This is a genomic window from Geobacter sp. SVR (assembly GCF_016865365.1).
In the GTDB taxonomy this organism is placed as follows: Bacteria; Desulfobacterota; Desulfuromonadia; order Geobacterales; family Pseudopelobacteraceae; genus Pelotalea.
Genome location: NZ_AP024469.1, coordinates 4,043,489 through 4,069,590, shown reverse-complemented (window position 1 = coordinate 4,069,590; position 26,102 = coordinate 4,043,489). Strand labels below are relative to the sequence as shown.

28 protein-coding genes are annotated in these 26,102 nt (G+C 57.0%); 18 read left to right on the top strand and 10 right to left on the bottom strand.

All coding sequences use genetic code 11. The features are described 5' to 3' along the window. The first annotated feature begins 30 nt into the window (after positions 1–30). Genes argH through GSVR_RS19080 form a run of 4 tightly spaced genes read left to right on the top strand, consistent with a single transcriptional unit; the run spans position 31 to position 3,825 of the window. Positions 31–1,407 (top strand): argininosuccinate lyase, encoded by a 1,377-nt coding sequence (gene argH, locus GSVR_RS19095; RefSeq protein ID WP_173195396.1) that lies wholly within the window; start codon positions 31–33, stop codon positions 1,405–1,407. 5 nt (positions 1,408–1,412) lie between these two features. Then, positions 1,413–2,273, top strand: coding sequence for an ExeA family protein (locus tag GSVR_RS19090; protein ID WP_173195395.1), 861 nt, complete (start codon positions 1,413–1,415; stop codon positions 2,271–2,273). A gap of 10 nt (positions 2,274–2,283) precedes the next feature. Then, positions 2,284–3,042, top strand: coding sequence for a hypothetical protein (locus tag GSVR_RS19085; RefSeq protein WP_173195394.1), 759 nt, complete (start codon positions 2,284–2,286; stop codon positions 3,040–3,042). A gap of 24 nt (positions 3,043–3,066) precedes the next feature. Beyond that, positions 3,067–3,825, top strand: a complete 759-nt coding sequence (locus GSVR_RS19080; RefSeq protein ID WP_173195393.1) for a hypothetical protein — start codon at positions 3,067–3,069, stop codon at positions 3,823–3,825. Between the two features lie 92 nt (positions 3,826–3,917). Here the strand turns inward: GSVR_RS19080 and atpE are convergent, their stop codons facing one another. The 5 genes from atpE to hemL all read right to left on the bottom strand — a co-directional run bounded on the left by atpE (position 3,918) and on the right by hemL (position 6,957). Continuing rightward, the gene (gene atpE / locus GSVR_RS19075; protein WP_173195392.1) at positions 3,918–4,193 is read right to left on the bottom strand and encodes an ATP synthase F0 subunit C; all 276 of its coding nucleotides are present in this window, start codon (positions 4,191–4,193) and stop codon (positions 3,918–3,920) included. 110 nt (positions 4,194–4,303) lie between these two features. Further along, entirely contained in the window at positions 4,304–4,993 is a 690-nt protein-coding gene (gene atpB, locus GSVR_RS19070; protein WP_173195391.1) for a F0F1 ATP synthase subunit A, read from the bottom strand. A gap of 5 nt (positions 4,994–4,998) precedes the next feature. After that, entirely contained in the window at positions 4,999–5,382 is a 384-nt protein-coding gene (locus GSVR_RS19065) for an ATP synthase subunit I (protein ID WP_173195390.1), read from the bottom strand. Next, on the bottom strand, positions 5,363–5,599 hold the full coding sequence (locus GSVR_RS19060; RefSeq protein ID WP_173195389.1) for an AtpZ/AtpI family protein: 237 nt from the start codon (positions 5,597–5,599) through the stop codon (positions 5,363–5,365). Before GSVR_RS19060 ends, GSVR_RS19065 begins: the two co-directional genes overlap by 20 nt. A gap of 71 nt (positions 5,600–5,670) precedes the next feature. After that, positions 5,671–6,957 (bottom strand): glutamate-1-semialdehyde 2,1-aminomutase, encoded by a 1,287-nt coding sequence (gene hemL / locus GSVR_RS19055; RefSeq protein ID WP_173195388.1) that lies wholly within the window; start codon positions 6,955–6,957, stop codon positions 5,671–5,673. 261 nt (positions 6,958–7,218) lie between these two features. Between hemL and GSVR_RS19050 the strand changes: the two genes are divergently transcribed. From GSVR_RS19050 to GSVR_RS18985, 14 genes are read left to right on the top strand one after another with little or no spacing between them, the layout of a single operon-like run. Continuing rightward, entirely contained in the window at positions 7,219–7,575 is a 357-nt protein-coding gene (locus GSVR_RS19050; RefSeq protein ID WP_173195387.1) for an NADH-quinone oxidoreductase subunit A, read from the top strand. After that, complete coding sequence (locus GSVR_RS19045) at positions 7,566–8,078, top strand: NADH-quinone oxidoreductase subunit B (protein WP_173195386.1); 513 nt, start codon at positions 7,566–7,568, stop codon at positions 8,076–8,078. The genes GSVR_RS19050 and GSVR_RS19045 overlap by 10 nt, the downstream gene beginning before the upstream one ends. Before the next feature lie 52 nt (positions 8,079–8,130). Further along, positions 8,131–8,619, top strand: coding sequence for an NADH-quinone oxidoreductase subunit C (locus GSVR_RS19040; protein WP_173195385.1), 489 nt, complete (start codon positions 8,131–8,133; stop codon positions 8,617–8,619). Between the two features lie 48 nt (positions 8,620–8,667). Beyond that, positions 8,668–9,840 carry an NADH dehydrogenase (quinone) subunit D gene (gene nuoD, locus GSVR_RS19035; protein ID WP_173195384.1) on the top strand — a complete coding sequence of 391 codons (1,173 nt, stop codon included), beginning with the start codon at positions 8,668–8,670 and terminating at the stop codon, positions 9,838–9,840. A gap of 30 nt (positions 9,841–9,870) precedes the next feature. Further along, the gene (locus GSVR_RS19030; RefSeq protein WP_173195383.1) at positions 9,871–10,383 is read left to right on the top strand and encodes an NAD(P)H-dependent oxidoreductase subunit E; all 513 of its coding nucleotides are present in this window, start codon (positions 9,871–9,873) and stop codon (positions 10,381–10,383) included. 36 nt (positions 10,384–10,419) lie between these two features. Beyond that, positions 10,420–12,195 carry an NADH-quinone oxidoreductase subunit NuoF gene (nuoF, locus tag GSVR_RS19025; protein ID WP_173195382.1) on the top strand — a complete coding sequence of 592 codons (1,776 nt, stop codon included), beginning with the start codon at positions 10,420–10,422 and terminating at the stop codon, positions 12,193–12,195. A 45-nt stretch (positions 12,196–12,240) separates the two neighbouring features. Continuing rightward, a complete protein-coding gene (locus tag GSVR_RS19020) occupies positions 12,241–14,706 on the top strand; it encodes a molybdopterin-dependent oxidoreductase (protein ID WP_173195381.1) in 2,466 nt (821 codons plus the stop codon). 52 nt (positions 14,707–14,758) lie between these two features. After that, positions 14,759–15,814, top strand: coding sequence for an NADH-quinone oxidoreductase subunit NuoH (nuoH, locus tag GSVR_RS19015; protein WP_173195380.1), 1,056 nt, complete (start codon positions 14,759–14,761; stop codon positions 15,812–15,814). A 36-nt stretch (positions 15,815–15,850) separates the two neighbouring features. Further along, positions 15,851–16,255: an NADH-quinone oxidoreductase subunit NuoI gene (gene nuoI, locus GSVR_RS19010; RefSeq protein WP_173195379.1), complete on the top strand. Its 405-nt coding sequence runs from the start codon at positions 15,851–15,853 to the stop codon at positions 16,253–16,255. 11 nt (positions 16,256–16,266) lie between these two features. Then, positions 16,267–16,770, top strand: a complete 504-nt coding sequence (locus tag GSVR_RS19005) for an NADH-quinone oxidoreductase subunit J (RefSeq protein ID WP_173195378.1) — start codon at positions 16,267–16,269, stop codon at positions 16,768–16,770. 17 nt (positions 16,771–16,787) lie between these two features. Next, on the top strand, positions 16,788–17,090 hold the full coding sequence (nuoK, locus tag GSVR_RS19000) for an NADH-quinone oxidoreductase subunit NuoK (protein ID WP_173195377.1): 303 nt from the start codon (positions 16,788–16,790) through the stop codon (positions 17,088–17,090). A 57-nt stretch (positions 17,091–17,147) separates the two neighbouring features. Next, a complete protein-coding gene (nuoL, locus tag GSVR_RS18995; protein WP_173195376.1) occupies positions 17,148–19,154 on the top strand; it encodes an NADH-quinone oxidoreductase subunit L in 2,007 nt (668 codons plus the stop codon). Positions 19,155–19,192: 38 nt separating this feature from the next. Continuing rightward, positions 19,193–20,830, top strand: a complete 1,638-nt coding sequence (locus tag GSVR_RS18990) for an NADH-quinone oxidoreductase subunit M (RefSeq protein ID WP_173195375.1) — start codon at positions 19,193–19,195, stop codon at positions 20,828–20,830. A 39-nt stretch (positions 20,831–20,869) separates the two neighbouring features. After that, on the top strand, positions 20,870–22,327 hold the full coding sequence (locus GSVR_RS18985; protein WP_173195374.1) for an NADH-quinone oxidoreductase subunit N: 1,458 nt from the start codon (positions 20,870–20,872) through the stop codon (positions 22,325–22,327). An 81-nt stretch (positions 22,328–22,408) separates the two neighbouring features. On the opposite strand, the gene GSVR_RS18980 is transcribed toward GSVR_RS18985, so the two are convergent. From GSVR_RS18980 to GSVR_RS18960, 5 genes are all read right to left on the bottom strand, one after another. Continuing rightward, positions 22,409–22,702, bottom strand: coding sequence for a DUF2288 domain-containing protein (locus tag GSVR_RS18980; protein WP_173195373.1), 294 nt, complete (start codon positions 22,700–22,702; stop codon positions 22,409–22,411). Between the two features lie 64 nt (positions 22,703–22,766). After that, positions 22,767–23,780, bottom strand: a complete 1,014-nt coding sequence (locus tag GSVR_RS18975; RefSeq protein WP_173195372.1) for a glycosyltransferase — start codon at positions 23,778–23,780, stop codon at positions 22,767–22,769. Beyond that, entirely contained in the window at positions 23,780–24,013 is a 234-nt protein-coding gene (locus GSVR_RS18970) for a hypothetical protein (protein WP_173195371.1), read from the bottom strand. The genes GSVR_RS18975 and GSVR_RS18970 overlap by 1 nt, the downstream gene beginning before the upstream one ends. Before the next feature lie 62 nt (positions 24,014–24,075). Then, entirely contained in the window at positions 24,076–24,831 is a 756-nt protein-coding gene (locus tag GSVR_RS18965; RefSeq protein WP_173195370.1) for a TSUP family transporter, read from the bottom strand. Positions 24,832–24,888: 57 nt separating this feature from the next. Then, the gene (locus GSVR_RS18960) at positions 24,889–25,827 is read right to left on the bottom strand and encodes a Tim44 domain-containing protein (protein ID WP_173195369.1); all 939 of its coding nucleotides are present in this window, start codon (positions 25,825–25,827) and stop codon (positions 24,889–24,891) included. Positions 25,828–26,102: the final 275 nt, after the last annotated feature.

The window sequence follows — 26,102 nt, the reverse complement described above, 5'->3', positions numbered from 1 at the left end:
GGCCCGTGAATCGGGACCGGGAGAACGTACATGTCAAAAGACAAACTGTGGGGCGGCCGCTTCACCCAGCCCACCGACAAGTTCGTTGAAGAGTTCACCGCTTCGATCGAATTCGACAAGCGTCTGTATCATCAGGATATCCGCGGCTCGATTGCCCACGCCCGCATGTTGGGCCAGCAGGGCATCATTCCGCTGGAGGACGTGCAGGCCATCGTCCATGGCCTGCAGCAGATCCTGCAGCAGATCGAAGCCGGCACCTTCGACTTCTCGATCAGCCTGGAAGACATCCACATGAACATCGAGGCACGCCTGTCTGCCAGCATCGGAGAGGCGGGCAAGCGCCTTCATACCGGCCGTTCCCGCAACGATCAGGTGGCACTGGACATTCGCCTGTACCTGCGCGATGAAATCGCCGCAATCGTTACCTACATCGACCTGCTGATCGATGCGCTGCTGACCCAGGCCGAAGAGAACCTGGATGTGGTCATGCCCGGTTTCACCCACCTGCAGACCGCCCAGCCGATCCTGTTCGCCCACCACCTGATGGCTTACGTCGAGATGTTCAAGCGGGACAGGGCCCGTCTGGAAGACTGCCTCAAGCGCGTCAACGTGCTGCCCCTGGGGGCCGGCGCCCTGGCCGGTACGACCTTCCCCATCGACCGCGGGTATGTGGCCGAGCAGCTCGATTTCCCGGCAATCACACGCAACTCCCTGGATGCCGTTTCGGACCGCGATTTCGCCCTGGAATTCCTGGCGGCCGGGTCGATTCTGATGATGCACCTCTCGCGCTTTTCCGAAGAGTTGATCCTGTGGTCCACCAGCTCCTTCCGGTTCATCGAGCTGTCGGATGGTTTCTGCACCGGCTCCTCGATCATGCCCCAGAAGAAAAATCCCGATGTTCCCGAACTGGTGCGAGGTAAAACCGGGCGGGTGTACGGCAACCTGATGGCGCTTCTGACGGTGATGAAGTCCCTGCCGCTGGCCTATAACAAAGACATGCAGGAGGACAAAGAGCCGTTGTTCGATACCATCGACACCGTCAAGGGCAGCCTGAAGATCTTTGCCGACATGATCAGGGAAATGCGCATCAATGCCGGCAACATGCGCAAGGCAGCCGGAGACGGCTTCTCCACTGCCACCGATGTTGCCGATTACCTGGTGCGCAAGGGGCTGCCGTTCCGGGATGCCCACGAGGCGGTCGGCAATGCGGTCAAATACTGTATCGAAAACGAGATGGAGCTGGACGAACTGTCACTGGCCGAATGGCAGCTGTTTTCACTCCACTTCGCGGATGATATCTTTGCGGCCATCACGGTGGAAGCGAGCACCGATGCGCGCAACGTTCCCGGCGGAACCGCACGGGAGCAGGTGTGGGGTGAAATCATGCGCTGCAGGGAAGGCAAGTAGCTCCAATGTACTGCGACTTTTTCGGCTTCAAGGAAAAACCGTTTACCATCACGCCGAATCCGCAGTTCATCTTTCTGAGCCGCAATCATCGTGAGGCTTTTGCCCACCTGGTGTACGGCATCGACAACCACGCCGGTTTCATCGCCATGACCGGTGAGGTTGGTACCGGCAAGACCACATTGCTGCGCACCCTGCTCTCCGAACTGAGCCACGAGCAATACCGCTCGGCACTGATCTTCAATCCCTGCCTGTCGGGCGAACAGCTGTTGTCAGCCATTTGCCGCGAATTCGGAATCCAAGCGGCACAGGAAAACCATTCCGGCTATCTGGATGCCCTGGGCAAGTTTCTGCTGGACCAGCATCGCGAAGGGCGCACCGTTGTGCTGGTGATCGACGAGGCCCAGAACCTGGCGCCGGATGTGCTGGAACATGTGCGCATGATTTCCAACCTTGAGACCGAGCGCGACAAACTGGTCCAGATCATTCTGGCAGGTCAGCCCGAGCTTGACGATGTCTTGGGGCGGCATGATCTTCGCCAACTCCGCCAGCGCATTACCGTGCGTTGCCGGTTGGTACCGATGGGACAGGCCGACACGGGCGATTATATCGATCACCGCTTGCGGGTGTCCGGGTGCCGTATTCCGGGGCTCTTTTCCCGCGGCGCCATCAGGCGCATATACCGTTTTTCGGGCGGTATTCCCCGGCTGATCAATATCGTCTGTGAACAGGCCCTCGTGCTGGCCTGGACGAGGGAAAGCCTGTCGGTCACTCCCCTGATGGCCAGCCAGGTGATTGCCGGAGTTATGCCCGTTTCTAAACGCAGCCGGGTTTTTGCGCGACTGAGAACATGGCTGACAGGAAAGTGAGATTGCGCGCATGAGTTACATTCTCGATGCACTGAAGAAGCTTGAACACGAGAAGGCCAGGAAAAAGCGGGGAACAGGCATGTCCTGTATCTCTGGGGAGCTGTTCGCGGATGAGCACCGTCCTACCGGTGGTGGCGGCGTATGGAAAGTGGCTGTTGTTGTGGCTGTAGCCTCGCTGGCAACCTTCGGCGCCACATGGTTTCTGCTCCGGGGCGATGGGCCGGCACCTAAGCGGGACGTAAAGCCTCCGTCCGTTGCGGCCCCGGCAGTATCCCAACCCGCCCCCGTTGCCGTACCCTCACAGCTGGCTGCTGCGCCGCATTCAGCCTCTGCCCCGGTACAGCCTCCTGTGTCCGTTCCCGCACCTATCTCTACGGCAGCCCCCGTGACAGCGACAGCTGCAGCTACCGTGGCTCCGGTTGAAAAGGCCGCCGTGCCTGTTCCGGTCAGGACAGCCCGCAGGAAGCCGGCAGTGCCGGTCAGGGAACGCTCGGAGCCGTCGAAGGATCAGATGGCAACGGCTGTACCTGGTCAGGTGGAACTGCAGCCAACGCCCCCTCCGGTCGACCTCCGAGTGTCCGGGATCGCCTGGCAGGACACGCGCAGTGCCAGCAGGGCCGTCATCAACGGCTTTCTCCTGCAGGAGGGGAATGTCGTCTCCGGGGCGAAGATTACCGAAATCCTTCCGGATCGGGTGCGGTTTTCCCTGTCCGGAAGATCCTTCGATGTTCCCCTGGTCGCTTCCGGGGCTTCGGCTGCCGGAAAGTAATCCCATCCACACTCAGAGGTTTTGATGCGTGTCCTTGTCTGCCTGCTCACCATTCCCCTGTTTCTCGCCGCGTGCGGAAAAAAGGGTGCCCTGATCTATCCCGAGATGCTGGTGCCGGCTGCACCATCAGCCGTCAGCACACAGCAGACCGGCACAATCGTGAAACTCTCGTTCGTTGCGCCGCAGCGGGACCGTGCCGGCCGTAGTCTGAGGGATCTGGTAGGCATCAAGGTGCTCCGGCGGGAGGCCATCACCGGCCAGAGTGACAGCTGCAGCGCCTGCGTCGCAGACTTTGCCCTTTTTCACAAGCTTTACATGGATCTTCCCGACCAAGCGGTGCGGCGCTACGGCAGCCTGATGATGCTGCTCGACACCGATGTCAGAATCGGCTCCGACTACAGTTACATCGTTGTCGCCTACAATGGGGACGATCATGACGGCGAACCGGCGGCTCCGGTGACGGTGAGCATGGTGCCGGCACCGGAGTCCCCCGCGCTGACCGCTACCGCCGAACCAACGGAAATACGGTTGAAATTCACGGCCCGCCCCCCCCGCCAGGGTATCGTCATCGGCCACAATCTGTACCGTGTCGTCAAGGGCGAGCCGATGTCCTACCTCCCGCACAACAAGGAACTGCTCACGGGTGATACCTTTGTGGATGTCGGTCTGGAGCGGCGGGTCATCTACAGCTATGTGGCAAGAACGGTGCTAAAGCTTCCGTCGGGGGCGCTGGTCGAAAGCGATGCTTCGGCCGAGGTGAGTGTGCAATTGCTCGATGAGTGACAAGACGGATTGCATTGTTAAATATGTAATAACAAAAAAGGCGCCCCTCGGGGGGCGCCTTTTTTGTTCTGCTTGTTTCAGGTACTCTTGAATTACTTGGCAACGGTCTCGGCCAGCTTGACAGCGATATCCTTGTAGGGGTTGGCGAACAGGATGATCAGGCAGACAACCAGGGCGTAAATTGCCAGAGACTCGATCATGGCCAGACCGATCATCATGGTGGTCAGGATCTTGCCGGAAGCGCCGGGGTTGCGGGAAACGCCTTCTACGGCGCTTTTGACTGCCAGACCCTGGCCAATGCCGGTGCCGACGGTGCCCAGTGCCATACCAATACCTGCTGCCAGAACGCACATCGTGAAAAAGCTCATCTTACTTCTCCTCTCGGGGTGTGATTATCCTAAATGGTATAGGATTGGAAAAACAGATTAAGGTCAAGGTTGAGGAAAGGTATTGCTGAACCTTAACCTCTACCAGATTGTTAGTGTGCCTCTTCCAGGGAGCCCTGGATGTAGATCATTGCCAGCAGCATGAACACGAAGGCCTGGATGAAGGAAACCAGTACGCCCATCAGCATCATCGGCAGCGGAACCAGGAAGGGAGCCAGGCCGAAGAAGATCATCAGCACCAACTCATGGCCGTTCATGTTGCCGAAGAGACGCAGGGTCAGCGACACAGGACGGCTCAGGTGGCCGATAACTTCGATGAAGAACATGATCGGAGCCAGCCAGGCGATCGGCCCGCAGAAGTGCTTGAAATAGTGGAAACCATGGTGCTTGATCCCCACCACGTGGGTTGAAAGAAAGACGATGATGGCGCAGGCAGCAGTCGTATTGATGTTGGCGGTCGGCGGAAAGAAGCCGGGAACCAGGCCGATCAGGTTGGAAACGAGCACGAAAATGGCCAGGGTGGCGATCAACGGGAAAAAGGGACGGCCATGTTCGCCCATGGTCTCGACGATCATGTTCTCGATGCCGCCGACAACCACTTCCATGAAATTCTGCAGGCCGCTCGGAATCGTCTTCAGGGCGGAGGTTGCCAGCACCGACAGCACCAGCAGCAGTATGATGATCAGCCAGGTATAGGCAATGGCATCGGCGCTGGCTTCGCTGATGTGCAGCGGGGCCAAGAGTGAGCGGAAGAACTCGAGAAACAGTAACGGGTGAACCATGAGACCTAACCTCCTGTGCGCACGGCACGATATATTGAAAGTGCGATGATGTTTGCGACGATGACCGACAATCCTGTCAGAAGTCCAGCCAAAGAAACCCAGCCCGACACGATCAGAAAATAGAGTATCAGTCCGGTAACTACAATACGGGCGACAAACCTCAGTTGGGCATAGAGGCCCGGTCTGGAGGGCAGCAGTCCCAGGATGCGCTGAAGAACGTTGCGCATCCAGACGAAGTTGACCAGGGCAATTATCCCGCCCGTCAGAATACCCAAGCCGGTTTTTACGGAAAAGAAAACGAATCCACCGATGGTCAGAACCAGAAGGAGGCCAACGCTTCCTTTGAGGATGACCGCGAAGAGGTTTTCCTCATTTATCGCCGTCATCATTCCTGCGGATCTCCCTGCCGGCTATTACGTAGATGTTTTTGAAGCCGGCCGCGATTCCGATAAAAAGAAAGATATAAAAGAACCAGGGTTTTGTCCCAAGCCAACGGTCCAGAGTCAGACCGAACCAGACGCCGATGCCGATCGCGAGTACAACCGATATCCCCATACTGGATACCAGCGCCAAGCTGCGGAAGATATCCTTTTTATCACGGTTCATGCGTATTTATCCGACACTAAAACCGGTATTCAATAGCACGGCGGCTATCACCATGTCAAATTAATAAGGCTTTACCGGAGCGCTTTAAAGCATTTGGCTGCCGCAGCAATGGTGCGTTCGATGTCCGCGTCGGTATGGGCAGCCGAGACGAAGGCGGTTTCAAACTGTGACGGTGCCAGATAGATGCCTTCCTCCAGCATGCCCAGAAAATAGCGGGAGAATGCCTTGGTGTCGCAAGCGGCAGCGGTGGACCAGTCATATACTTCGCCCGGCGTAAAGAAGGCGCAGAACATGCTGCCTACCCGGGTGGAATAAATGGGGTAGCCTGCCTGTTTGGCAGCGGCGGAGATCCCGTCGGCAACGGCCCGGCTCTTCTCCTCGAGTGCCGAATAAAAGCCCGGTTGTTTCAGCAGCGAAAGCGTGGCGATGCCGGCGCTCATGGCGAGCGGGTTGCCGGAAAGGGTGCCGGCCTGATACACGCCCCCGTTGGGAGACAGTTTTTCCATGATCTCGCGTTTACCGCCGAAGGCGCCCACCGGGAGTCCGCCGCCGATGATTTTGCCCAGGGTGGTCATGTCGGGGGTGATTCCATAGAGTTCCTGGGCACCGCCGTAGGCGACGCGGAATCCGGACATCACTTCGTCAAAGATCAGAACGATCCCTTCGTTGGTGCAGATCTCACGCAGTCCTTCCAGAAAGCCTTCCCGGGGAGGCACGGTTCCCATATTGCCGGCTACGGGTTCCACGATGATGCAGGCAATCTGCCCGGGATTTTCCGCGACCAGTGTTTTTACCGAGGCGAGGGAGTTGTATTCTCCGGTGAGGGTGTGTTTGGCAAAATCGGCAGGCACACCGGGCGAATCGGGTACGCCGAACGTTGCGGCGCCGGACCCGGCCTTGACGAGCAGTGAGTCGGCATGGCCGTGGTAGCATCCGGAAAACTTGAGAATCTTGTCGCGTCCGGTGAAGCCGCGGGCAAGGCGTATGGCACTCATGGTCGCCTCGGTGCCGGAGCTGACCATGCGGACCATTTCGATGGAGGGAACCGCATCGATAACCATTTCGGCCAGGGTAATCTCGAGCTTCGTCGGTGCGCCGAAGCTCGCGCCCTTTTCTAGGGCGGATTTCACGGCATCCACCACCTGCGGGTGGCAGTGCCCCAGGATCATGGGTCCCCAGGAGCCTACATAGTCAGTGTAAGAATTGCCGTCTTCGTCGCTGATCGTGCAGCCGGCCGCCCTGGTTATGAAAAGGGGGTCGGCTCCGACCGATTTGAATGCCCGTACCGGACTGTTGACGCCGCCGGGGATGGATGCTTTTGCCTGTTGAAAAAGCACGCTGGAACGGTGGTGATTCATGTCGTTAATCCCCTTCTGTCGGCAAGGACCAGATGCCGTGGAATATGCTGACCAGCAGAAATGCGTAGCATACTGTATGCAGCTGTGTCAAGGGTAATGAGCCAATTTCATTCAAAAAAACTTTGCCGAGCCGAGCCGTCAGCGCCTGTTTATCAGTACGTTTCCCGCCGGAAAAATAATCTTGACAAAGAACCCTGATTACCCTATTTTCTCAACTGTTTTGTATACAGTATACCGTAACGCCGTGAGGAGGAATTTTTCATGCTTGGTGCCTATTTACCCATACTTCTGCTTGTGATCGTGGCGATATCTTTCGGGCTTGTCTCGTTGGTCATGTCGTCGATCATCGGACCGAAGAAGTTTTCTGCCATTAAGCAAGCTCCATACGAGTGCGGATGCGAGCCGGTGGGAACGGCGCGGGAGCGCTTCTCGATCAAGTTCTACCTGATTGCGATGCTTTTCATTCTGTTCGACATTGAGGCTGTGTTTCTCTATCCCTGGGCGATTCTTTACAAGAAGCTCGGTGTGTTCGGCTTGGTAGAGATGGGTCTCTTTATTGTCATTCTCTTTGTCGGTTATATTTATGTCTGGAAAAAAGGAGCACTGGAATGGGAGTAGAGAATCCGCTCGGCGAGAATATCATAACCACGTCGCTTGATGCGCTGGTGAACTGGTCGAGGAAGTCGTCCATCTGGCCGATGACCTTTGGTCTGGCGTGCTGTGCCATCGAGATGATGGCTACCGGCGCATCCTCCCATGACCTTGATCGTTTCGGTATCATTTTCCGTGCCTCACCGCGTCAGGCCGACTGCATCATCATTGCCGGTACGGTTACCAAGAAAATGTTGCCGGTAATCAAGACCGTGTACGAGCAGATGCCCGAGCCCAAGTGGGTGATCGCCATGGGGGCCTGTGCCTGCTCCGGTGGTGTGTTTGACACCTATAGCGTTGTTCAGGGTATCGACGAGGCGCTGCCGGTCGATGTTTACATTCCGGGTTGTCCGCCACGTCCCGAGGCGCTGCTGTTCGGCATCATGAAGCTGCAGGACAAGATCATGAAAGAGAAGAACTCGTTCGGATCCGCGCTCGGTCTGGGGCAGAGGATCACCTCCGCCGCCTGATTGATCCATGTGGTAGTTGAATAAAATCAAATCCCAGAAAAGGGTTGGAATCATGGCAGAAAACAATCGCGCAGTAATCAAGCTGAAGGAGCAGTTCGCTTCCTCGATTCTCGAAGTGAGAAAATTTCGTGACGAGGTCACTGTCACCGTCAAGAAGGATGATATCCTGCCCATCCTCTCGTTTCTCAAGCAGTCTCTCCAGTACAACATGCTCACTGACGTGACTGCGGTTGACTACCTGGGAAAGAAGGATGAACGTTTTATGCTGGTTTACCAGCTCTTTTCCATAGCCAACAAGGATCGGCTGCGCATCAAGGCACCGGTGGCCGAGGCCGACGGGCGCATCCAGAGCGCTACCCAGGTTTGGGGGACTGCCAACTGGCTCGAACGCGAAGTCTTTGACCTGTTCGGCATCGTCTTCGAAAATCATCCCAATCTGACCCGCATCCTGATGACGCCTGATTGGGAGGGATACCCCCTGCGCAAGGATTATCCGCTCCAGGGGCCTGACCGTGAGCCGTACAAAGGGCGCCTGTCGTAGCGTTGAAATAATTCCGTTTTTGGATTTCGAACTTAAGAAGAGGCGATAATGGCTACTACGGAAAAAATGACATTGAACATGGGCCCGCAGCATCCCAGTACCCACGGGGTTCTGAGGCTGGTACTCGAGCTGGATGGCGAGGTGATCACCAAGGTAACCCCTGATATCGGTTACCTGCACCGTGGCGTGGAAAAACTGTCGGAAAACCGGACCTATCATCAGGTTCTGCCGCTGACCGACCGCCTGGACTACCTGGCACCCATGAGCAACAACCTCGGATACATTCTGGCAGTGGAAAAACTGCTTGATATCCAGGTGCCCGAACGTGCTCAGACAATCCGGGTGATCATGGCCGAAATGACACGTCTCAAGTCGCATCTGGTCTGGCTGGCCTGCCACGCCCTCGATATCGGCGCCATGACGGTCTTTCTCTACTGTTTCCGCGAGCGCGAAGTTGTCATGGAGACCTACGAGCTGATCTCCGGGGCTCGCATGACCTCCAACTTCTTCCGCGCCGGTGGGCTTTCCATGGATGTTCCGCCGGAATTCGAGGCCAAGGTGCGCGCGTTTGTCAACGAAATGCCGGCGAACCTCGATACCTACGAAGGCCTGCTGACTACCAACCCCATCTGGCTGAAGCGTACCGTGGGTAATGGCGTCATTTCCGCCGAGAACGCAATTGATATCGGCCTTACCGGTCCCGCACTGAGGGGTTCCGGCGTTGACTGGGATATGCGCCGCGACAACTCCTACAGTGGTTACGAAACCTACCAGTTCAAGGTGCCGGTTGGCCAGAACTGTGACACTTTTGACCGTTACAAGGTGCGTCTGGTTGAAATGCGCGAATCCTGCAAGATCATCCAGCAGGCCCTCGACCGTCTCAAGCCCGGTCCCGTGCTGGCTGACTGCCCCCACGTGTGCTATCCGCCCAAGGAAAATGTCTACAACAGCATCGAAGGCCTGATCCACCACTTCAAGATCGCTTCTGAAGGGTATCCGGTGCCGGAAGGAGAGGTCTACCAGGGAATTGAGGCTCCCAAGGGCGAACTCGGCTACTACATCGTCAGCGAAGGTGGCAACAGACCGTACCGCCTGAGAATCCGTCCACCTTCATTCGTAAATCTTCAGGCGCTGGAGCAGATGTCTACCGGAGCCATGGTTGCAGACTTGGTGGCCGTGATTGGTACCCTGGACATCGTTCTGGGCGAAATCGACAGATAATTTCCGTACGATTCAAAGGAGATGGCGCGCATGAGTGACGCGGTAGCGCAACAGACTGAACAGCAGGAACCGGAGATTGATCTTTCCATCGCCGACGCGGTAATCGATAAATACATAGATATTCCTGGCAACCTGATGCCGGTTCTTCAAGGTGTACAGGATGAATACGGGTATATTCCGCACGTGGTGGCAGACCATATTGCCGAGCGGCTGAATGTTTACCCCAGCCAGATCTATGGCGTGCTTACTTTTTACGCCCAGTTTCACCTCAAGCCGAGAGGGCGTTTCATCATTCGCGTATGCGTCGGAACCGCCTGTCACGTTTCGGGCGCTCCGCGCATCGTTGAGACCTTTTTTGACAAGCTTGGCATCGGTCATGCCGAAACCACCCCCGACCTTCGCTATACCTTTGAAAAGGTCGCCTGTCTGGGTGCCTGCGGCATGGCGCCGCTGGCCATGGTCAACGACGATACCTTCGGCAAGATGACGGTCCAGAAGGTTGACGAGATAATTGCCGAATACAACCAGCGGCCGATGAAATAGGACCGACTCAACCACTCCAGCAGAGGACAGAGCGTTATGGGCGAAGCAATAAAGATTCTGATATGTCAAGGAACCGGCGGCATTTCGGCCGGGGCGAAAAAGGTTGAGGCCGAGTTCCGGCGGGTGCTTCAGGAAAAGGGCGTTGACGCAGTAGTTGGCAAGCGGTGCGAGGTCATACATACCGGTTGCCGTGGTCTGTGCGCCAATGACGTTCTGGTGGATATCATCACCGAGGAACAGGGGCGGATCACCTACGACTTCGTCCAGCCCGAAGAGGTGGAGAAACTCGTCGACGAGCATATCGTCGCCAAGACGACCATTGAAAAACGCAAGGCCAAGCCGTACTACAACACTTTCGTCGATGCCCAGATGCGCGTGGTCATGACCGGTTGCGGTCAGATCAACCCCGACAGCATCGAGGCTTATAAAGAAGAAGAAGGTTTCAAGGCGATCGAGAAATGCATCAAGTCCATGAAGCCGGAAGAGGTCATCGAAGAGGTCAAGAAATCCGGTCTTCGCGGCCGTGGGGGCGGTGGCTTTCCCACCGGCATGAAGTGGTCCTTCTGCAAGGCCTCGCCCGGTGACCACAAATACCTGATCTGCAACGCCGACGAGGGCGACCCGGGCGCGTTCATGGACCGCTCCCTGCTGGAAGGGGACCCCTACTGCATTATCGAAGGCATGATGATCGCCGCCTACGCCATCGGCTGCGATTTCGGCTATGTCTATGTCCGCGCCGAATACCCCCTGGCAGTGCAGCGTCTGCAGCACGCCATTGACGTCTGCTACGAAAAGGGCTATCTGGGCAAGAACATCCAGGGTTGGGGCTTCGATTTCGACATGCGCATCAAGATGGGTGCCGGCGCTTTCGTCTGCGGTGAGGAAACCGCGCTGATGGCCTCCATCGAAGGTCATCGCGGCATGAGCCGTCCCCGCCCGCCGTTCCCGGCCGTACGCGGCCTGTGGGGCAAGCCGACCAACATCAATAACGTCGAGACCTTCGGCAACGTTCGGCACATCATCAACAAGGGCGCCGAGTGGTACGCTTCGCTGGGCACAGAGACCACCAAGGGGACCAAGATTTTCGCCGTTACCGGCAAGGTCAAGCATACCGGTCTGGTCGAGGTTCCGGCAGGCATGACTGTCCGTTCGGTTATCTATGACGTCTGCGGCGGTATCCTCAACAACCGCAAATTCAAGGCCGTCCAGGCCGGTGGCCCTTCCGGCGGCTGTATTCCGGGTGAGATCCTGGACACGCCGGTCGACTACGACTCCCTGATCAAAGCCGGCGCCATGATGGGTTCCGGCGGTCTGGTCGTCATGGACGAGACCACCTGCATGGTGGACGTGTCTCGCTTCTTCCTTACCTTCACCAGGATGGAGTCCTGCGGCAAGTGTGTTCCCTGCAGGATCGGCCTCAAGGTCATGCTCGACATTCTCGAGCGTATCACCGAGGGGCGCGGCGAGCCGAGTGACATCGACACACTGCTCGATCTGGGGGCCTCCATCAAAAAGGCCTCTCTCTGCGGACTCGGCCAGACGGCTCCGAACCCGATTCTGTCCACCATCAATTATTTCCGCGACGAATACGAGGCGCACATCAATAACAAGCGTTGTCCCTCCAACTGCTGCAAGGAACTGCTGCTGTGGCAGGTAGTGGAAGACAAGTGCGTCAAGTGCGGTGCCTGCAAGAAGGCCTGCCCTGTGGATGCCATCGTATGGGAAAAAGGCCAGCTGGCCTGGCTTGACAAGGAAAAATGCACCAAGTGCAAATCCTGCTACGATGCCTGCCGGTTCATGGCAATTGAATAGCCTGAATACTCGAACGAACAGTCAAACTCACGGAAGAGGGTTGAGATGGTAAATCTTACGATAGACGACAAACAGGTCACAGCGCCCAAAACCGCGACCATTTATGAAGCGGCCAAATTGAACGGGATCAACATCCCGATCCTGTGCCATGATAGCAAACTCAAGCCGTTCGGCGCATGCCGCATGTGCCTGGTTGAAGTCGAGCAGATGAAGGGACGCCAGATTCCGGCCTGTACCACCCCGGTGACCGAGGGCATGATCATCCGCACCTCGACCCCTGATATCGTCAAGGCCCGCAAGATGGTGCTGGAGCTTTTGCTGCTCAACCATCCGATCGACTGTCCGGTATGCGACAAAGGCGGCGACTGCGATCTGCAGAACCTGACCTACGAGTATCAGGTCAGCGCCAATCGATTTACCGACGAGAAATTCCAGCACGAAATCGACTACAACAATCCGCTCATAGAGCGCGACATGAACCGCTGTGTCCTGTGCGGCAAATGCGCCCGCATCTGCGACGAGGTGGTTTCCTTCGGTGCACTGACCTTCATCGACCGCGGCATCGAAACCAAGATCGGCTGCGAGTTCGAAGGCGCTCTCAACTGTGAGTTCTGCGGTTCCTGCGTTTCCGTCTGCCCGGTGGGGTCCCTTCTGGCACGCCCGTTCAAATTCAAGGCCCGCTTCTGGGCGCTCACCAAGCAGAAATCAGTCTGCGGTTACTGCGGCACCGGCTGCAATCTGACTCTCGGCGTTCAGGACAACAAGGTCCTGACCACTATCTACGACGCCGAACAGGGATTCCACAAAGGATTGCTGTGCGCACGCGGCCGCTTCGGCTATCAGTTCATCAACAACGACAAGCGGCTGACCAAACCGATGGTCCGCAAAGACGGCGCCCTGAGGGAAGCCAGCTGGGACGAAGCTCTGCAGTTCGTAGCCGGCCGGCTCAAGGGGGGCAATGTGGCGGCACTCTCCACGGCCCGTCTGACCAACGAAGAGTTCGTCCTGTTCAAGGACCTGATGAAACTTGCCGGGTCTGCCAGCTACGACCATTCCGCCGGTTACGCCCATTCGGCCCTGACGAAAGGTCTTTCCAGGAGCTTCGGGGTAGCCGCCTCAACCGCGACCATCCTCGACATCCAGAAAAGCGACCTGTTGCTGGTGATCAAAACCGATGCCTATGAAACTCACCCGGTCGTCGGTTTCGAAATCAACCAGGCTGTCAAGAACAAGGGGGTTAAGCTCAGTATCCTGTCCGACAAGCGCGGCAAGCTCGGCAAGCTTCCCGGTGCAAAGACCCTCGTGCACGCGCCCGGCACTGAAATTGCCCTGCTGAACGCCATCACAAAGGTCATTCTCGATGAGAAGCTCACCGCCGGAACCGCTGCCTCGGTCGCCGGTTTTGCAGAGCTCGAGCGAGCACTGTCCGATTTCACTCCCGAAGCCGTTGCAGGACAGACCGGGATCGATGCTGCCAGCATCGTTCAGTTTGCCCGTGACTATGCCTCTGCCGAAAAGGCGCTGATCATATTCCCGACCGGTTTGGCCTATCCCGGCCACAATGCTGACTTGGCAAGTGCCGCTGCGAACCTCGCCATCCTGACCGGCAAGCTCGGTACGGAAGGCAGCGGCGTGCTCTGCATGGCCGAGAAGAACAACAGCCAGGGTGCTGTCGATATGGGCTTCTATCCCGCCAACGGCGGCAAGGACGCAGGCCAGATCCTGGAGGATTGCGCGTCGGGATCGGTCAAGACCCTCTTCGTGGCCGGCGAAAATCCGCTGGTGTCCTATCCTGACCGCAGCAAGGTTTCCGCAGCCCTGGACAAGGTCGATTGCCTGATCGTTTCTGACCTGTTCCTGAGCGAAACCGCTGCCATGGCCGATGTTGTGCTGCCGGCCTGCTCGTTCGCCGAAAAGGAAGGTACCTTCACTTCCGTGGATCGCCGCGTCCAGTATTTCAAGCCGGCCATTAAAAAGGTTGGTCTCAGCAAATCCGACTTCGAAATCTTCAGCGTATTGATTAATCTGCTCGGAGGACAGGCCCCCGCATCTCCTGCAGCCGCATTCGCTGATATTGCTGCCTCCGCCCCCGGCTACGCAGGCATGTCCTACGCGAAATTGGGAGAAGAGGGCGCTTTCGCACCGGTTGACGTCAAGCCTGCCCTGGTGGCACCCGCTGTCGTCCGCCCCACTGTCGAGCAAGGGAAACTGGCTCTGCTGGTGGGCAGCGTACTGTACCACTGCGGTACATTGTCCCAGTACGGCGAAGGCCCAATGTACGTCTGCCCCGAAGGGTATGTCGAAATCTCGCGGGCTGACGCTGCAGCGCACAAGGTTTCCGAAGGCGATCTGCTGACGGTGACCTCTTCTACCGGCAGCACGCAGCTCAAAGCAAGAATTTCTCCGCGCCTGCCGGCTGGCGTGGTCTTTGCCCCTTACCACTTTGAAGCGGCACAAGTGAACACAATCTGGAGCGGCGCAGCCGTTACCTGGGTCACAGTGGGCAAATAGCTAATAACCAAACGTTCTCGGACTATTTCATAATCCAAGGAAAGAGGGTCAGATGGGAATCGAGATTTTAGGATTACCGATGATGTACTACATCGCAATGGTTGCCAAGGTGCTGGTGGCATTTGTCTTCGTGCTGCTGACAGTGGCCTATGCCACCTATGCCGAGCGTAAGATCATAGGTCACATGCAGGTACGCCTGGGACCCATGCGCGTAGGCTGGCACGGCTTGCTGCAGCCGATTGCCGATGGGGTGAAGCTGTTCTTCAAGGAAGAGATCATTCCGACCAGTTCCAGCACCTTTGCCTTTCTGGTGGCTCCACTGATCGCGCTGATCCCGGCCTTCATCACCTTTGCGGTCATCCCCTTCGGCGGAGTCATTGAAGTCGCCGGTTACCCGATTCCGCTCCAGATTGCCAGCTACATCGATACGGCCACCGGCAGGGTTTATGACCTCAACGTCGGCGCGCTGTATATTCTTGCCATGTCTTCCCTGGGCGTTTACGGCATCGTCCTTGCTGGCTGGGCCTCCAACAGTAAATACTCGTTGATGGGGGGGCTGCGAGCCTCGGCCCAGATGATCTCCTACGAACTCTCCGCCGGTCTGGCGATCGTGTCGGTATTCATGCTGTCCGGCACCCTTTCGCTGAACCAGATCGTCAATCAGCAGGCAGGCCTGTGGTACGTCTTCAAACAGCCGCTGGCGTTCTTCCTGTTCTTCATCTGCTCTCTGGCAGAGATCAACCGTACGCCCTTCGACCTTCCCGAAGCTGAAACTGAGCTTGTATCCGGTTTCTGTACCGAGTATTCGAGTATGAAGTACGCCATGTTCTTCATGGCTGAATATGCCAACATGGTCACCGTCTGCGCCCTGACTGCCACGCTGTTCCTGGGCGGTTGGCAGGGGCCGCTGGTCGGAGCCTTTCCGCTGCTTGGACCCGTATATTTCATCGCGAAAGTCTACGCGCTGATCTTCGTGTGCATGTGGATTCGTGCCACTCTGCCTCGCTACCGTTATGACCAGCTCATGCATCTGGGTTGGAAAGTACTGCTGCCGTTGTCTCTTGTAAACATCGTGATCACCGGCGTCATCGGTTACTTCGTTAAATAAGCTCAACAACACGCACTTCAAGGACGGAGATGGAATATGAATCCGATTACACCGATAATAAATGGTTTGAAGATCACTCTGAGCCATATGTTCAAGAAGCCGATCACCCTGCAGTATCCGGATGAACGGCCCAAAGTAGCTTCCCGCTTCAGAGGACTGCATGCACTGAACGTTTCCCACAACAAGGCCAAATGTGTGGCCTGTTACCTCTGCCCTACGGTTTGTCCTGCCAAATGCATTACTGTTGAAGCAGCAGAGGATGCCAATCACGACAAATATGCCGCAAAGTATGAAATCGACATGCTGCGCTGCATTTTCTGCGGCTACTGCGTCGAAGCCTGCCCGGTTGATGCCGTTAGGATGACGACCACATTCGAACTGGCCAATTACCGCCGCGAGGATTTCGTCTTCGGCAAGGAAAGACTTTTAGAAAAGAAATAAAGGAGCAGTGCATGGAAACCCTCTTCTTCGCATTCATCACGCTGGTGGCGATCATATCGGCGATCATGGTGATCACCTGCAAGAACCCGATCAACAGCGCGTTGTCTCTGGTAATGACCTTTTTCTGCCTTGCCACGTACTATGTCATGCTGGATGCACCGTTCATGGCCGCTGTGCAGGTGATGGTTTACGCCGGCGCCATCATGGTGCTGATCGTGTTCACCATCATGCTGCTTAATATCCGGGTGGATGCCACCAAGAAGCATTCGCACAAGGTCGTGCTCGGCTCAATCATCGGTTTCTTCACGCTGCTCAATACGGTCTTTCTGCTCCTGAAGAGTCGTGCCGCCACGCCCACCGGGGTTTATAGCGCCGAGGTGATCAAGGCTACCGGCCACACCGAACTGATTGGCAAGGAGATGTTCACCAACTTCCTGCTACCGTTCGAGATCACTTCGATCCTGCTGCTGGTTGCCATTATCGGTGCCGTCATCTTGGCCAAGAAAAAATTATAAACACAGAGGAACGCCTAATGGAAAACCTGAATAGTTATCTCCTCGTCAGTGCGATTTTGTTCTCTATCGGGACCATCGGTGTCCTTACCCGGAAAAATGCCATTGTAATCTTCATGTGCATCGAACTGATGCTGAATGCCGTTAACCTTACGTTTGTTGCACTTTCCCGCTATCTCGGCAATCTGGACGGACAGATCTTCGTCTTCTTCGTCATGACGGTTGCGGCAGCAGAGGCTGCCGTCGGTCTGGCCCTGATGATCGCCTTCTTCAACAACAGGGAGTCCATCGACGTTGAAGACATCAGCTTGATGAAGTGGTAAAGGCTCGGCAGCACCTGCTCAGAGACTACGTTTAACGATTCAATAAAGGAGTCTTTCATGTTTGACTACGTATGGCTGATCCCGCTGTTCCCGCTGGTTGGATTCCTGATCAACGGTTTCTTCGGGAAAAAGATCAAGAATGAAGCGGTCATCGGTGGCATCGGTACCCTCGCGATTTTCCTGTCGTTCCTGGTGTCGTGCGGGATCCTCATGCAAATGATCGGCCTGCCCCCCGAACAGCGCGTGTTCGAGAAGGTAGTCTTTCCGTGGATTCACTCCGGCAATTTCAAGGCTGATATGGCCTTCCTGCTGGATCCGCTCTCCTGCATCATGATCATGGTCGTTACCGGCGTCGGTTCTTTGATCCATCTCTACTCGATTGGCTACATGCACGGCGAGGAGGGCTTCTACCGGTTCTTCGCCTATCTGAACCTGTTCTGCATGTCCATGCTGCTGCTCGTACTGGGCAACAACCTGCTCGTCATGTTCATCGGTTGGGAGGGTGTCGGTCTGTGCTCCTACCTGCTGATCGGCTACTACTTCCATAAGAAATCGGCCGGTGACGCCGCCAAAAAGGCTTTCGTCATGAACCGCGTCGGTGACTTCGGCTTCCTGATCGGCCTGTTCACCCTCTACTGGTGGCTCGGCAGCAACCACAACGTTTGGACCATCAATTTCACCGAGATCAAGGCAGCTTCTAATCTGCTTCCTTACGGCGGCGTCGTTACCGTTGCCGGGCTGTGCTTCTTCCTGGGGGCTACCGGTAAATCTGCACAGATCCCGCTCTACACTTGGTTGCCTGATGCCATGGAAGGTCCGACTCCTGTTTCGGCCCTGATCCACGCGGCTACCATGGTTACCGCAGGTGTCTACATGATCGGTCGTATGAGCTTCGTGTTCATCAAATCCCCGGAAACCATGCTGGTAATTGCTGTGATCGGTGCCGCCACGGCTATCTTTGCTGCAACTATCGGTACTGCCCAGAATGATATCAAGCGCGTTCTGGCCTACTCAACTGTTTCTCAGCTTGGTTTCATGTTCCTGGCCATGGGGGTCGGCGCCTTCACTGCCGGCATCTTCCATCTGATGACGCATGCCTTCTTCAAAGCTTGTCTGTTCCTCGGTTCCGGTTCCGTTATCCACGCCATGCACCACGCCTTGCATCACGGTCATCTGCACGACGATGCCCAGGATATGCGTAACATGGGGGGCCTGAGAAAGCCGATGCCGATTACCTTCCTGACCTTCCTGGTCTCGACTATCGCCATCGCCGGCATCCCCGGTTTCTCCGGCTTCTTTTCCAAGGACGAAATCCTGTGGCAGGCATTTTCCAACCCGTACCACGGGACCACCAATGCCATTCTCTGGGGTATCGGTGCCATTGCGGCCTGCTTTACCGCATTCTACATGTTCCGCCTTGTTTTCATGACCTTCTACGGTGAGTGCCGCATCAATCCCAAGGTCAAGAGCCACCTGCACGAGTCGCCGCTGGTCATCACCATCCCCCTGATGGTACTCGGATTCCTCGCAGTTGTCGGCGGCTACATCGGTCTGCCCAAGCTGATCGGCGAGCTGTTCGGCGGAATTCCCAACTATTTCGAACACTGGCTTGAGCCGGTTTTCGAGCAGGCCAACCACTACGGCGCCAAATATGCTCACGAAGGGGCGCATCACAGCCACTCGCTCGAGTGGGCCCTGATGGCCGGTTCCGTGGTCATCGCTCTGATCGGCATTACGATTGCCTTCACGATGTACGTCAAGAACACCGAACTTCCCAAGAAGTTCACCTCCACGTTCCCTGCACTTCACCGCGCAGTGTACAACAAGTGGTATATCGACGAACTGTACGACTTCGTATTCGTCAATCCCTGCAAGGCCCTGGGCCGCTTTCTCTGGAAGGGATTCGATGTGGTCATCGTGGACGGCATCGTGAACGGTGTTGCCAATGTCGTGATGGGATTCAGTGGAGTGTTCCGCTACATGCAGTCCGGTCTGATCTACAACTATGCCTGGTCTATGGCTTTCGGCGTGGTGGTGATCCTGGGTTATTACGTTTTCAAGTAAACTGACATACGCAATTTGCAATAAAGGAGCATGAATTCATGAGTAACCTACTGAGCCTGACGACATTCCTGCCGATACTGGGTGTCCTGCTGCTGCTGTTCATCCCCAAGGACAGCAAGTCGGTCTTGCGTGGCGTTGCCCTCGGGGTGACCATCGTGACCTTCCTGGTCTCGTTGCCGGTACTCTTCGGCTTCCAGCCCAACGCTGAATACCAGTTTACCGAAAATGTACCCTGGATTGCGGCCGGCCCCTTCGTCATGCGCTACAATGTCGGCATCGACGGTATCAGCCTCTGGCTGGTCATCCTGACCACCTTCATCATGCCGCTGGCCGTGCTTTCCACCTACACGGCCGTGGAAGAGAAGGTCAAGGAATACATGATCTGCCTGCTCCTGCTCGAAACCGGCATGCTCGGCGCTTTCATCGCCCTGGATCTGTTCCTGTTCTACATCTTCTGGGAAGTCATGCTGATCCCGATGTACTTCATGATCGGCATCTGGGGTGGCAAGAACAGAATTTACGCTGCGGTCAAGTTCTTCATCTTCACCATGGTAGGTTCGCTGCTGATGCTGGTAGCCCTGGTCTTCCTTTACTTCAAGGGACAGCAGGCCGGCCTCACCGATTTCAGTCTGCTGCGCTTCTTTGATCTGCGCCTGGACCTTGCAACTCAGGTCTGGTTGTTCCTGGCTTTTGCGTTCGCTTTTGCCATCAAGGTTCCGATGTTCCCTCTGCACACCTGGTTGCCCGACGCACACACCGAGGCACCGACCGCAGGCTCGGTCATCCTGGCCGCCATCCTGCTGAAGATGGGTACCTATGGTTACGTACGCTTCGCCATCCCGCTTTTTCCTGAAGCAGCCCACAAGTTTGCGCCCCTCATTGCCACTCTGGCCGTGATCGGCATCATCTATGCCGCGCTGGTGGCGATGGTCCAGGAAGATGTCAAAAAACTGGTTGCCTATTCCTCGGTGGCTCACTTGGGCTTCGTCATGCTGGGAATATTCGCCTTCAATCAGCAGGGCATTACCGGCGGTATGCTGCAGATGCTGAACCACGGCGTATCCACCGGCGCATTGTTCCTTATCGTCGGCTTCATTTACGAACGTCGGCACACCAGGCTCATTACCGACTTTGGCGGTCTTTCGAAACAGATGCCGATTTTCGCCACCATCTTCATGATCGTAACCTTCTCCTCCGTCGGCCTGCCCGGCACCAACGGATTCGTCGGGGAGTTCCTGGTGCTGATCGGCGCCTTTGAGAGCGAGCTGCGTTGGTGGACCATCATTGCTACCAGCGGTGTGATCCTTTCCGCGGTGTACATGCTGTGGATGTTCCAGCGCGTCATGTTCGGCGAGCTCGATAATCCCAAAAATCAGAAGCTGACCGATCTCAACGGTCGTGAGATCGCGATCATGGTACCTCTGATCGTCCTGATCTTCGTGATGGGGCTCTACCCCAAACCGTTCATCGATACGATGGATCCGGCAGTTAAAAAGCTGGTCAGCCAGATCCGCCCGGCTTCCATGACGGCACAGAATGCTGCAGCCGCCATGCCGGCCGTACCTGCCGTCCAGGTGAACGTACAACAGCCCGAGGGTAATTCCGGGACGGCAGCACCAGTCGAACCCCATGGTGCAGCAGCGCCTGCCGCTGCCAACCCGCACGAAGCGAAGTAAATCAATACACGAGTCTACCCCGACCGGAGGATATTTTAGATGGACATGATTTCAATTCCAGCCGTCAACATGACGCCGATCCTGCCGGAGATCCTGCTCTCCGTGCTGGCCATGGCCCTGCTGCTGATCAATGTGTTTGCTCCCAGCGGCAAGAAGTCCTACCTGGGTTACATCAGCTTCGTCGGCGTCGTTGTTACGGCCGTGCTGGTAGGTGCAGGGTGGAACGGACATGTCGAGAGCTTCAACGGCTCGGTTGTCCAGGACAACTTCGCCTCCTTTTTCAAGATGATTTTCCTGCTGGCCGCAGGCCTGGCCATCCTGATCGCCGACCAGTACATGGAGCGTGAAGACTGCAATCACGGGGAACTTTACCCGCTGATTCTCTTTACGGTAGTCGGTATGATGCTGATGGCTGCCGGCACCGATCTGATGACCATTTTCCTCGGCCTGGAGGTCATGTCGGTCTCCCTGTACGTACTGGCCGGTTTCAACCGCGCCAATGTCAAATCCAACGAGGCCGGTCTCAAATACTTCCTGCTCGGTGCCTTTTCGACCGGATTCCTGCTCTACGGCATGGCTCTCACCTACGGTGCCACCGGCAGTACCCGTATTGCGGTGATCGCCTCCAAGGCGGCACAGATCGGCATTTCTTCCTCCAACATCATGCTGCTGGCCGGCATGCTGCTGATGCTGACCGGATTCGCCTTCAAAATAGCTGCTGCACCGTTTCACATGTGGACCCCTGATGTGTACGAAGGGGCGCCGACACCGATGACCGCTTTCATGTCTGCCGGACCCAAGGCCGCCGGTTTCGCGGCTGCCCTGAGAATCCTGCTGGTCGCGTTCCCCACCATGCAGGCCGACTGGAGCCAGCTGCTCTGGATTCTGGCCGTACTGACCATGACGGTCGGTAACATTACCGCCTTGCGCCAGGACAACATCAAGCGCATGCTGGCCTACTCTTCGATTGCCCACGCCGGTTACGCCCTGGTCGGTTTCACTGCTGCCAACGGTACCGCCACTGCAGGCATTCTGTTCTACATGCTGTCCTACACCTTCATGAACATCGGCGCCTTCGCCGTTCTGGTACTGATCGGCAAAAAAGGCGAGGCCAACGGCAATGTCCAGGATTTTGCCGGGCTTGGCTTCAAACACCCCATTCTTGCACTGGTCATGACCATCTTCCTGTTCTCGCTGGCCGGCATGCCGCCCACCGCGGGTTTCATCGGCAAGTTCTACCTGTTCTCCGGTGCCATCCAGAAGGGGTACATCTGGCTGGCCGTGATCGGTGTTCTCAATAGCGCCGCATCGGTTTACTACTACCTTCGCGTAATGGTGTACATGTACATGAAGGAGTCGACCGAAGAGTTCAGCTGGGTCAATGTTACCACTCCCATTGCCCTGTGTCTGATCATCTCCGTTGCCGGCACGCTGATCCCCGGCATCGTTCCCTCGGTGGTGCTGCAGTTTGCCCAAGAGGCCGCGAAACTCATCTGACGCCCGGACACTACAGTCCACAGTAATGAAAAAGGGGCGGTCTCGTGGAGACCGCCCCTTTTTCATGATTACCCCGTTGCACTATGAAACCTTACGCTCCTGAATCAGCACATAAGGGCTGACAATCACTGCGTCGAAACGCTTTGTCGTTTCGGTGTCCCACGCCTCGATCTGCGCTGCAGACGGTTTGCCGATCAGACCTCCATCAATCCACCTGCCGATGATTCCGGCATCGTCCCCGGCGATTTTTAGCGCCACCTCGGCCAGTTCGAGCGAACCATCCACGGCGATCAGACCGCCGCGTTCAAGGTGCGCACGCAGCCAGGACCATTCCGCCTCATCGATAGTCTGCAATATCTCTTCTTTGGTTGTCACGTTGTTCCCTCTCCGGATCAGTTGTTATCGCCACGTTTCCGTTCATTTCCATAGGCCTCTCTCGTCAGGCCACGCAGACAAAATCCAGTCCTTCACGCAGTCCCAGAGTCGCGCCGAGTGCACGGAACTGCTCTCTGGCACCACGCACGCCGATGGCTACGATCATCCTAAGGCCGTTTGTCCTGGGCATGTCATGGGGGGACACCACTGGAGCACCGTGCAACGTCCGTCCCACCTTGCGGGGATCGACATCCAGCCAGCAGGAGGTCCGGACGCCATGCATCTCCAGCAGGCGCTGCCAGGCCCGTCCCTCCAGGCCGGCCCCGGCAATGATGACGCTGTCGCTGCCGGAAAGGTAGCTACGCAACAGATAATGGGCTTTGCATGATCTGAAGGCGGATACCGAATAGTCGTCGAGGGTGCGGGTAGCACGTTCGGGGTGATCGCGCCAGAAAAACAGCGGCAGGTGCAGACGGGCGAAGCGCGTGCCCATTTCAGCCAGCCGCAGCCAGAGGTCGTAGTCTTCAGCCCAGCCCGAAGCGCGGTATCCGCCGGCCTGTACCAGCAGGGATCGGCGGATCATGACACTGGGGTGAACGAAGGGGGACTCGACGAAGCGGTCGCGCATGATCAGATCATGATCGGCAAGACCATTTTGCCAGGTTTCATACCCGATCATACCCTGTTTCAGAGTCGAGCGGGGAAAGTGGCGGAACCCGCAGGCAACCAGGCCGACATCCGGATGTGCATCAAGAAAGGCTATCTGTCTCGCAAGACGCTGAGGATGGCAGATGTCGTCACCGTCCATGCGGGCCACCAGCGTGGCCCGGCATACTTCCAGGCCGGCATTGAGGGCGGTCACAAGGCCATTGCCCGGCAGCCGCAGCACCCGTACCCGGGGGTCGGCACTGGCAGCTTCGGCCAGAATCTCGGGAGTGGCGTCGGTGGAACCGTCATCGATAGCGATCAATTCCCATTGGGGAAGAGTTTGCCTGAACAGGGAGGATAAGGCGGCCTGCAGGTACCGGGCTTCATTGCGCACCGGCATCAGGATCGAGACAAGCGGCGGTGCGGGCATTACGGTTTGGTCGATCTCATAGCATCCAGGCGTTGCACGGCAGCAGTGGCGGATGGAGAGCCGGGATACTTCCGTATGATCTCCTCATAGAGCTTAGCTGCATGTTCCCGGTTATTCTGCTTCTCTTCAAAGCGGGCCGTATCCAGCAATTCGGCAGCCTTCTTTTCGCCGGAGCAGCCGGCAGAGAGCAGGGTGAGGGCGGCGCATGCCATGAGGACTGCGAGCTTTTTCATGTCCGGGGCTCCTTGATTGAGGAGATATCCTGCAAAAGGGAGAGGCAGTCCACGCAGGAGAGCTACTTGAAATTCTGCCAGATCAGGCGGGCCGTTATGGCCACCACCATGGTGATGAAAATGGGACGGATGAAGCTCGCGCCGCGCAAAACCACCAGCCGGGCGCCTATGCGTGCGCCGATGAACTGGCCCACCCCCATGATCAGGCCCTCGCGCCACAATACCGAGCCCCCCAGGATGAACATGATCAGCGAGGTGATATTGCTGGTGAAATTCATCACCTTGGTGTACCCGGTAGCCTTGATCAGGTTGAAGCCGAGAGCGAAGATAAGGGATATGACCCAGAAAGAACCGGTCCCTGGCCCCAGAAAGCCGTCATAGAAGCCCAGGATCAGCCCGGCAAGCAGAAAGAAGGGGCCGCGCGACATGCGGGGGTGAATGTCATCGAAGCCCATTCTGGGGGTCAGCACCGTGTAAAGGACGATCCCCATCAGCAGCCAGGGGATGACCAGGCGCAGGAGTGCCGGATCCAGAAGCTGCACGGTTACCGTACCAAGAATGGCACCCACTGCCGTGAAAAGGATGCCGGTGCGGCAGTCGCCGAGGCTGACCGTGCCCGAACGGATGAAGGTCAGCATGGCACTGCCCGAGCCGAAGCTGGCCTGAAGCTTGTTGGTACCAAGCGCGACCTGGGGCGGCAAGCCCACTCCGAGCAGGACCGGAACGGTGATCAGTCCGCCTCCGCCGGCAATGGAATCGATCAGCCCGGCGAGCAGCCCGGCCATGAAGAGCAGCGGCAAAACAAGTGGTGCAATCATGGCGTGGCGTAACTCCTCTCCGGCTGTCCAGAGCGATCTGCAGGCGGAAAGATCATACTATTTCTGATCAATGGCGGAAAGCTGCCAGGGGTTGTTCCCCACCGGTCTGGTAACGGTCCAGTACTCCTCGAATTTTACCGGTTCGGTTTTACTCCCCTCCACAACCTGTCCGGATGCATCATCAGTGGTGTAGTCCAGCAGATTGGCATAGATCAGGGTGGTGATGTAGTCCTGGCCCGACTCCTGCCACACCTCGACAATCTCGACATTCCGGACAGCGATATTCTCCAGGCGGTTGGTACGCCGTTCGCGCAGCAAACGGTCGATATCGGCCTGGAATACCTGCCGCATCTGTGGAGTCAGCAGGGCGGCCACCGGTCCCAGGTCGCGATTCATCCAGGCCCCTTGAATCTTGAAGAACAGGTCCATCATGCCGTCGTTAAAGCGCTGCTCGTCAAAATAAGGATCCATCTGGCGGATGTGGGTCAACCCGGTATCGACGTCACCCTGCGGCAACGCATAAGGTTGAGCCGGCTGCTGGTAGGAGGCGGTATCGACCGGTGTGTATTCGGATCGTTGGGGAGCGGCCTCCTCACGTCTTTTTTTGACCATCCGGTAGATCAGATAGGCAATACCGCCGAGCAGGATGATTTCGAACAGGCCAATGCCTCCACCGCTGCCATACCCTCCGCCGAACCCCAGGCTGCGGAACAGCATGCCACCCAGCAGACCTCCGGCGATGCCTCCTGCCATACTGCGCAGGAAACCGCCGCCAGGAGCTTGCTGCGGCACTTGGGGGGGCGGCGTGTACTGACGCTGAGACTGGTTTGGAACAGCCTGCTGAGGGGCGCGGGGAGGGGCATAGCTGCGGGAGCCCCGGCTTCCGCTTGAACGGCTGCTTCCGGCACGCGCCTCGGCTTTTGCGACCATGGTCGTCATGCCAATCATTGAAGCGATCAGGAACATCACCATCATCCCGGTAAATCGTGTTTTCATTTTCGATTCCTCCCCTGTGACGAGGTCAAGCATTGAGATAAATGGTAAGGGTACCATCGGAGTTTTTTTTGGGCAAAGCATTTTTTGTGCAGCAGGCCGGATGCCATGGACGGGATGCTGCGGGACGGACGCTGAAGCGTACCTGAAAAAGGTTTGGGGAAAGCGGCTGCAATGACAGGTGGTGGGGCAGGGGCTCAGGACGGCGGAGAATGCCACGGTAGAAACGGGAACGGCACCTTTGGCTGCGAATGACGCCCCTCTGCAGATACCCTGCG

What these genes read in the sequence shown, in the direction of transcription:
- GSVR_RS19030 (WP_173195383.1), top strand. Translation starts at nt 9,871, where the DNA reads ATGAGTGACGCGGTAGCGCAACAGACTGAACAGCAGGAACCGGAGATT.
- GSVR_RS19065 (WP_173195390.1), bottom strand. Translation starts at nt 5,382, where the DNA reads ATGATGACGGCGATAAATGAGGAAAACCTCTTCGCGGTCATCCTCAAA.
- argH (WP_173195396.1), top strand. Translation starts at nt 31, where the DNA reads ATGTCAAAAGACAAACTGTGGGGCGGCCGCTTCACCCAGCCCACCGAC.
- GSVR_RS19060 (WP_173195389.1), bottom strand. Translation starts at nt 5,599, where the DNA reads ATGAACCGTGATAAAAAGGATATCTTCCGCAGCTTGGCGCTGGTATCC.
- GSVR_RS18975 (WP_173195372.1), bottom strand. Translation starts at nt 23,780, where the DNA reads ATGCCCGCACCGCCGCTTGTCTCGATCCTGATGCCGGTGCGCAATGAA.
- GSVR_RS19080 (WP_173195393.1), top strand. Translation starts at nt 3,067, where the DNA reads ATGCGTGTCCTTGTCTGCCTGCTCACCATTCCCCTGTTTCTCGCCGCG.
- atpE (WP_173195392.1), bottom strand. Translation starts at nt 4,193, where the DNA reads ATGAGCTTTTTCACGATGTGCGTTCTGGCAGCAGGTATTGGTATGGCA.
- GSVR_RS19050 (WP_173195387.1), top strand. Translation starts at nt 7,219, where the DNA reads ATGCTTGGTGCCTATTTACCCATACTTCTGCTTGTGATCGTGGCGATA.
- atpB (WP_173195391.1), bottom strand. Translation starts at nt 4,993, where the DNA reads ATGGTTCACCCGTTACTGTTTCTCGAGTTCTTCCGCTCACTCTTGGCC.
- GSVR_RS19020 (WP_173195381.1), top strand. Translation starts at nt 12,241, where the DNA reads ATGGTAAATCTTACGATAGACGACAAACAGGTCACAGCGCCCAAAACC.
- GSVR_RS18990 (WP_173195375.1), top strand. Translation starts at nt 19,193, where the DNA reads ATGAGTAACCTACTGAGCCTGACGACATTCCTGCCGATACTGGGTGTC.
- nuoK (WP_173195377.1), top strand. Translation starts at nt 16,788, where the DNA reads ATGGAAAACCTGAATAGTTATCTCCTCGTCAGTGCGATTTTGTTCTCT.
- nuoI (WP_173195379.1), top strand. Translation starts at nt 15,851, where the DNA reads ATGAATCCGATTACACCGATAATAAATGGTTTGAAGATCACTCTGAGC.
- GSVR_RS19005 (WP_173195378.1), top strand. Translation starts at nt 16,267, where the DNA reads ATGGAAACCCTCTTCTTCGCATTCATCACGCTGGTGGCGATCATATCG.
- nuoF (WP_173195382.1), top strand. Translation starts at nt 10,420, where the DNA reads ATGGGCGAAGCAATAAAGATTCTGATATGTCAAGGAACCGGCGGCATT.
- nuoD (WP_173195384.1), top strand. Translation starts at nt 8,668, where the DNA reads ATGGCTACTACGGAAAAAATGACATTGAACATGGGCCCGCAGCATCCC.
- GSVR_RS19045 (WP_173195386.1), top strand. Translation starts at nt 7,566, where the DNA reads ATGGGAGTAGAGAATCCGCTCGGCGAGAATATCATAACCACGTCGCTT.
- GSVR_RS19040 (WP_173195385.1), top strand. Translation starts at nt 8,131, where the DNA reads ATGGCAGAAAACAATCGCGCAGTAATCAAGCTGAAGGAGCAGTTCGCT.
- GSVR_RS18985 (WP_173195374.1), top strand. Translation starts at nt 20,870, where the DNA reads ATGGACATGATTTCAATTCCAGCCGTCAACATGACGCCGATCCTGCCG.
- hemL (WP_173195388.1), bottom strand. Translation starts at nt 6,957, where the DNA reads ATGAATCACCACCGTTCCAGCGTGCTTTTTCAACAGGCAAAAGCATCC.
- GSVR_RS18960 (WP_173195369.1), bottom strand. Translation starts at nt 25,827, where the DNA reads ATGAAAACACGATTTACCGGGATGATGGTGATGTTCCTGATCGCTTCA.
- GSVR_RS18970 (WP_173195371.1), bottom strand. Translation starts at nt 24,013, where the DNA reads ATGAAAAAGCTCGCAGTCCTCATGGCATGCGCCGCCCTCACCCTGCTC.
- GSVR_RS19090 (WP_173195395.1), top strand. Translation starts at nt 1,413, where the DNA reads ATGTACTGCGACTTTTTCGGCTTCAAGGAAAAACCGTTTACCATCACG.
- GSVR_RS18965 (WP_173195370.1), bottom strand. Translation starts at nt 24,831, where the DNA reads ATGATTGCACCACTTGTTTTGCCGCTGCTCTTCATGGCCGGGCTGCTC.
- nuoH (WP_173195380.1), top strand. Translation starts at nt 14,759, where the DNA reads ATGGGAATCGAGATTTTAGGATTACCGATGATGTACTACATCGCAATG.
- GSVR_RS19085 (WP_173195394.1), top strand. Translation starts at nt 2,284, where the DNA reads ATGAGTTACATTCTCGATGCACTGAAGAAGCTTGAACACGAGAAGGCC.
- nuoL (WP_173195376.1), top strand. Translation starts at nt 17,148, where the DNA reads ATGTTTGACTACGTATGGCTGATCCCGCTGTTCCCGCTGGTTGGATTC.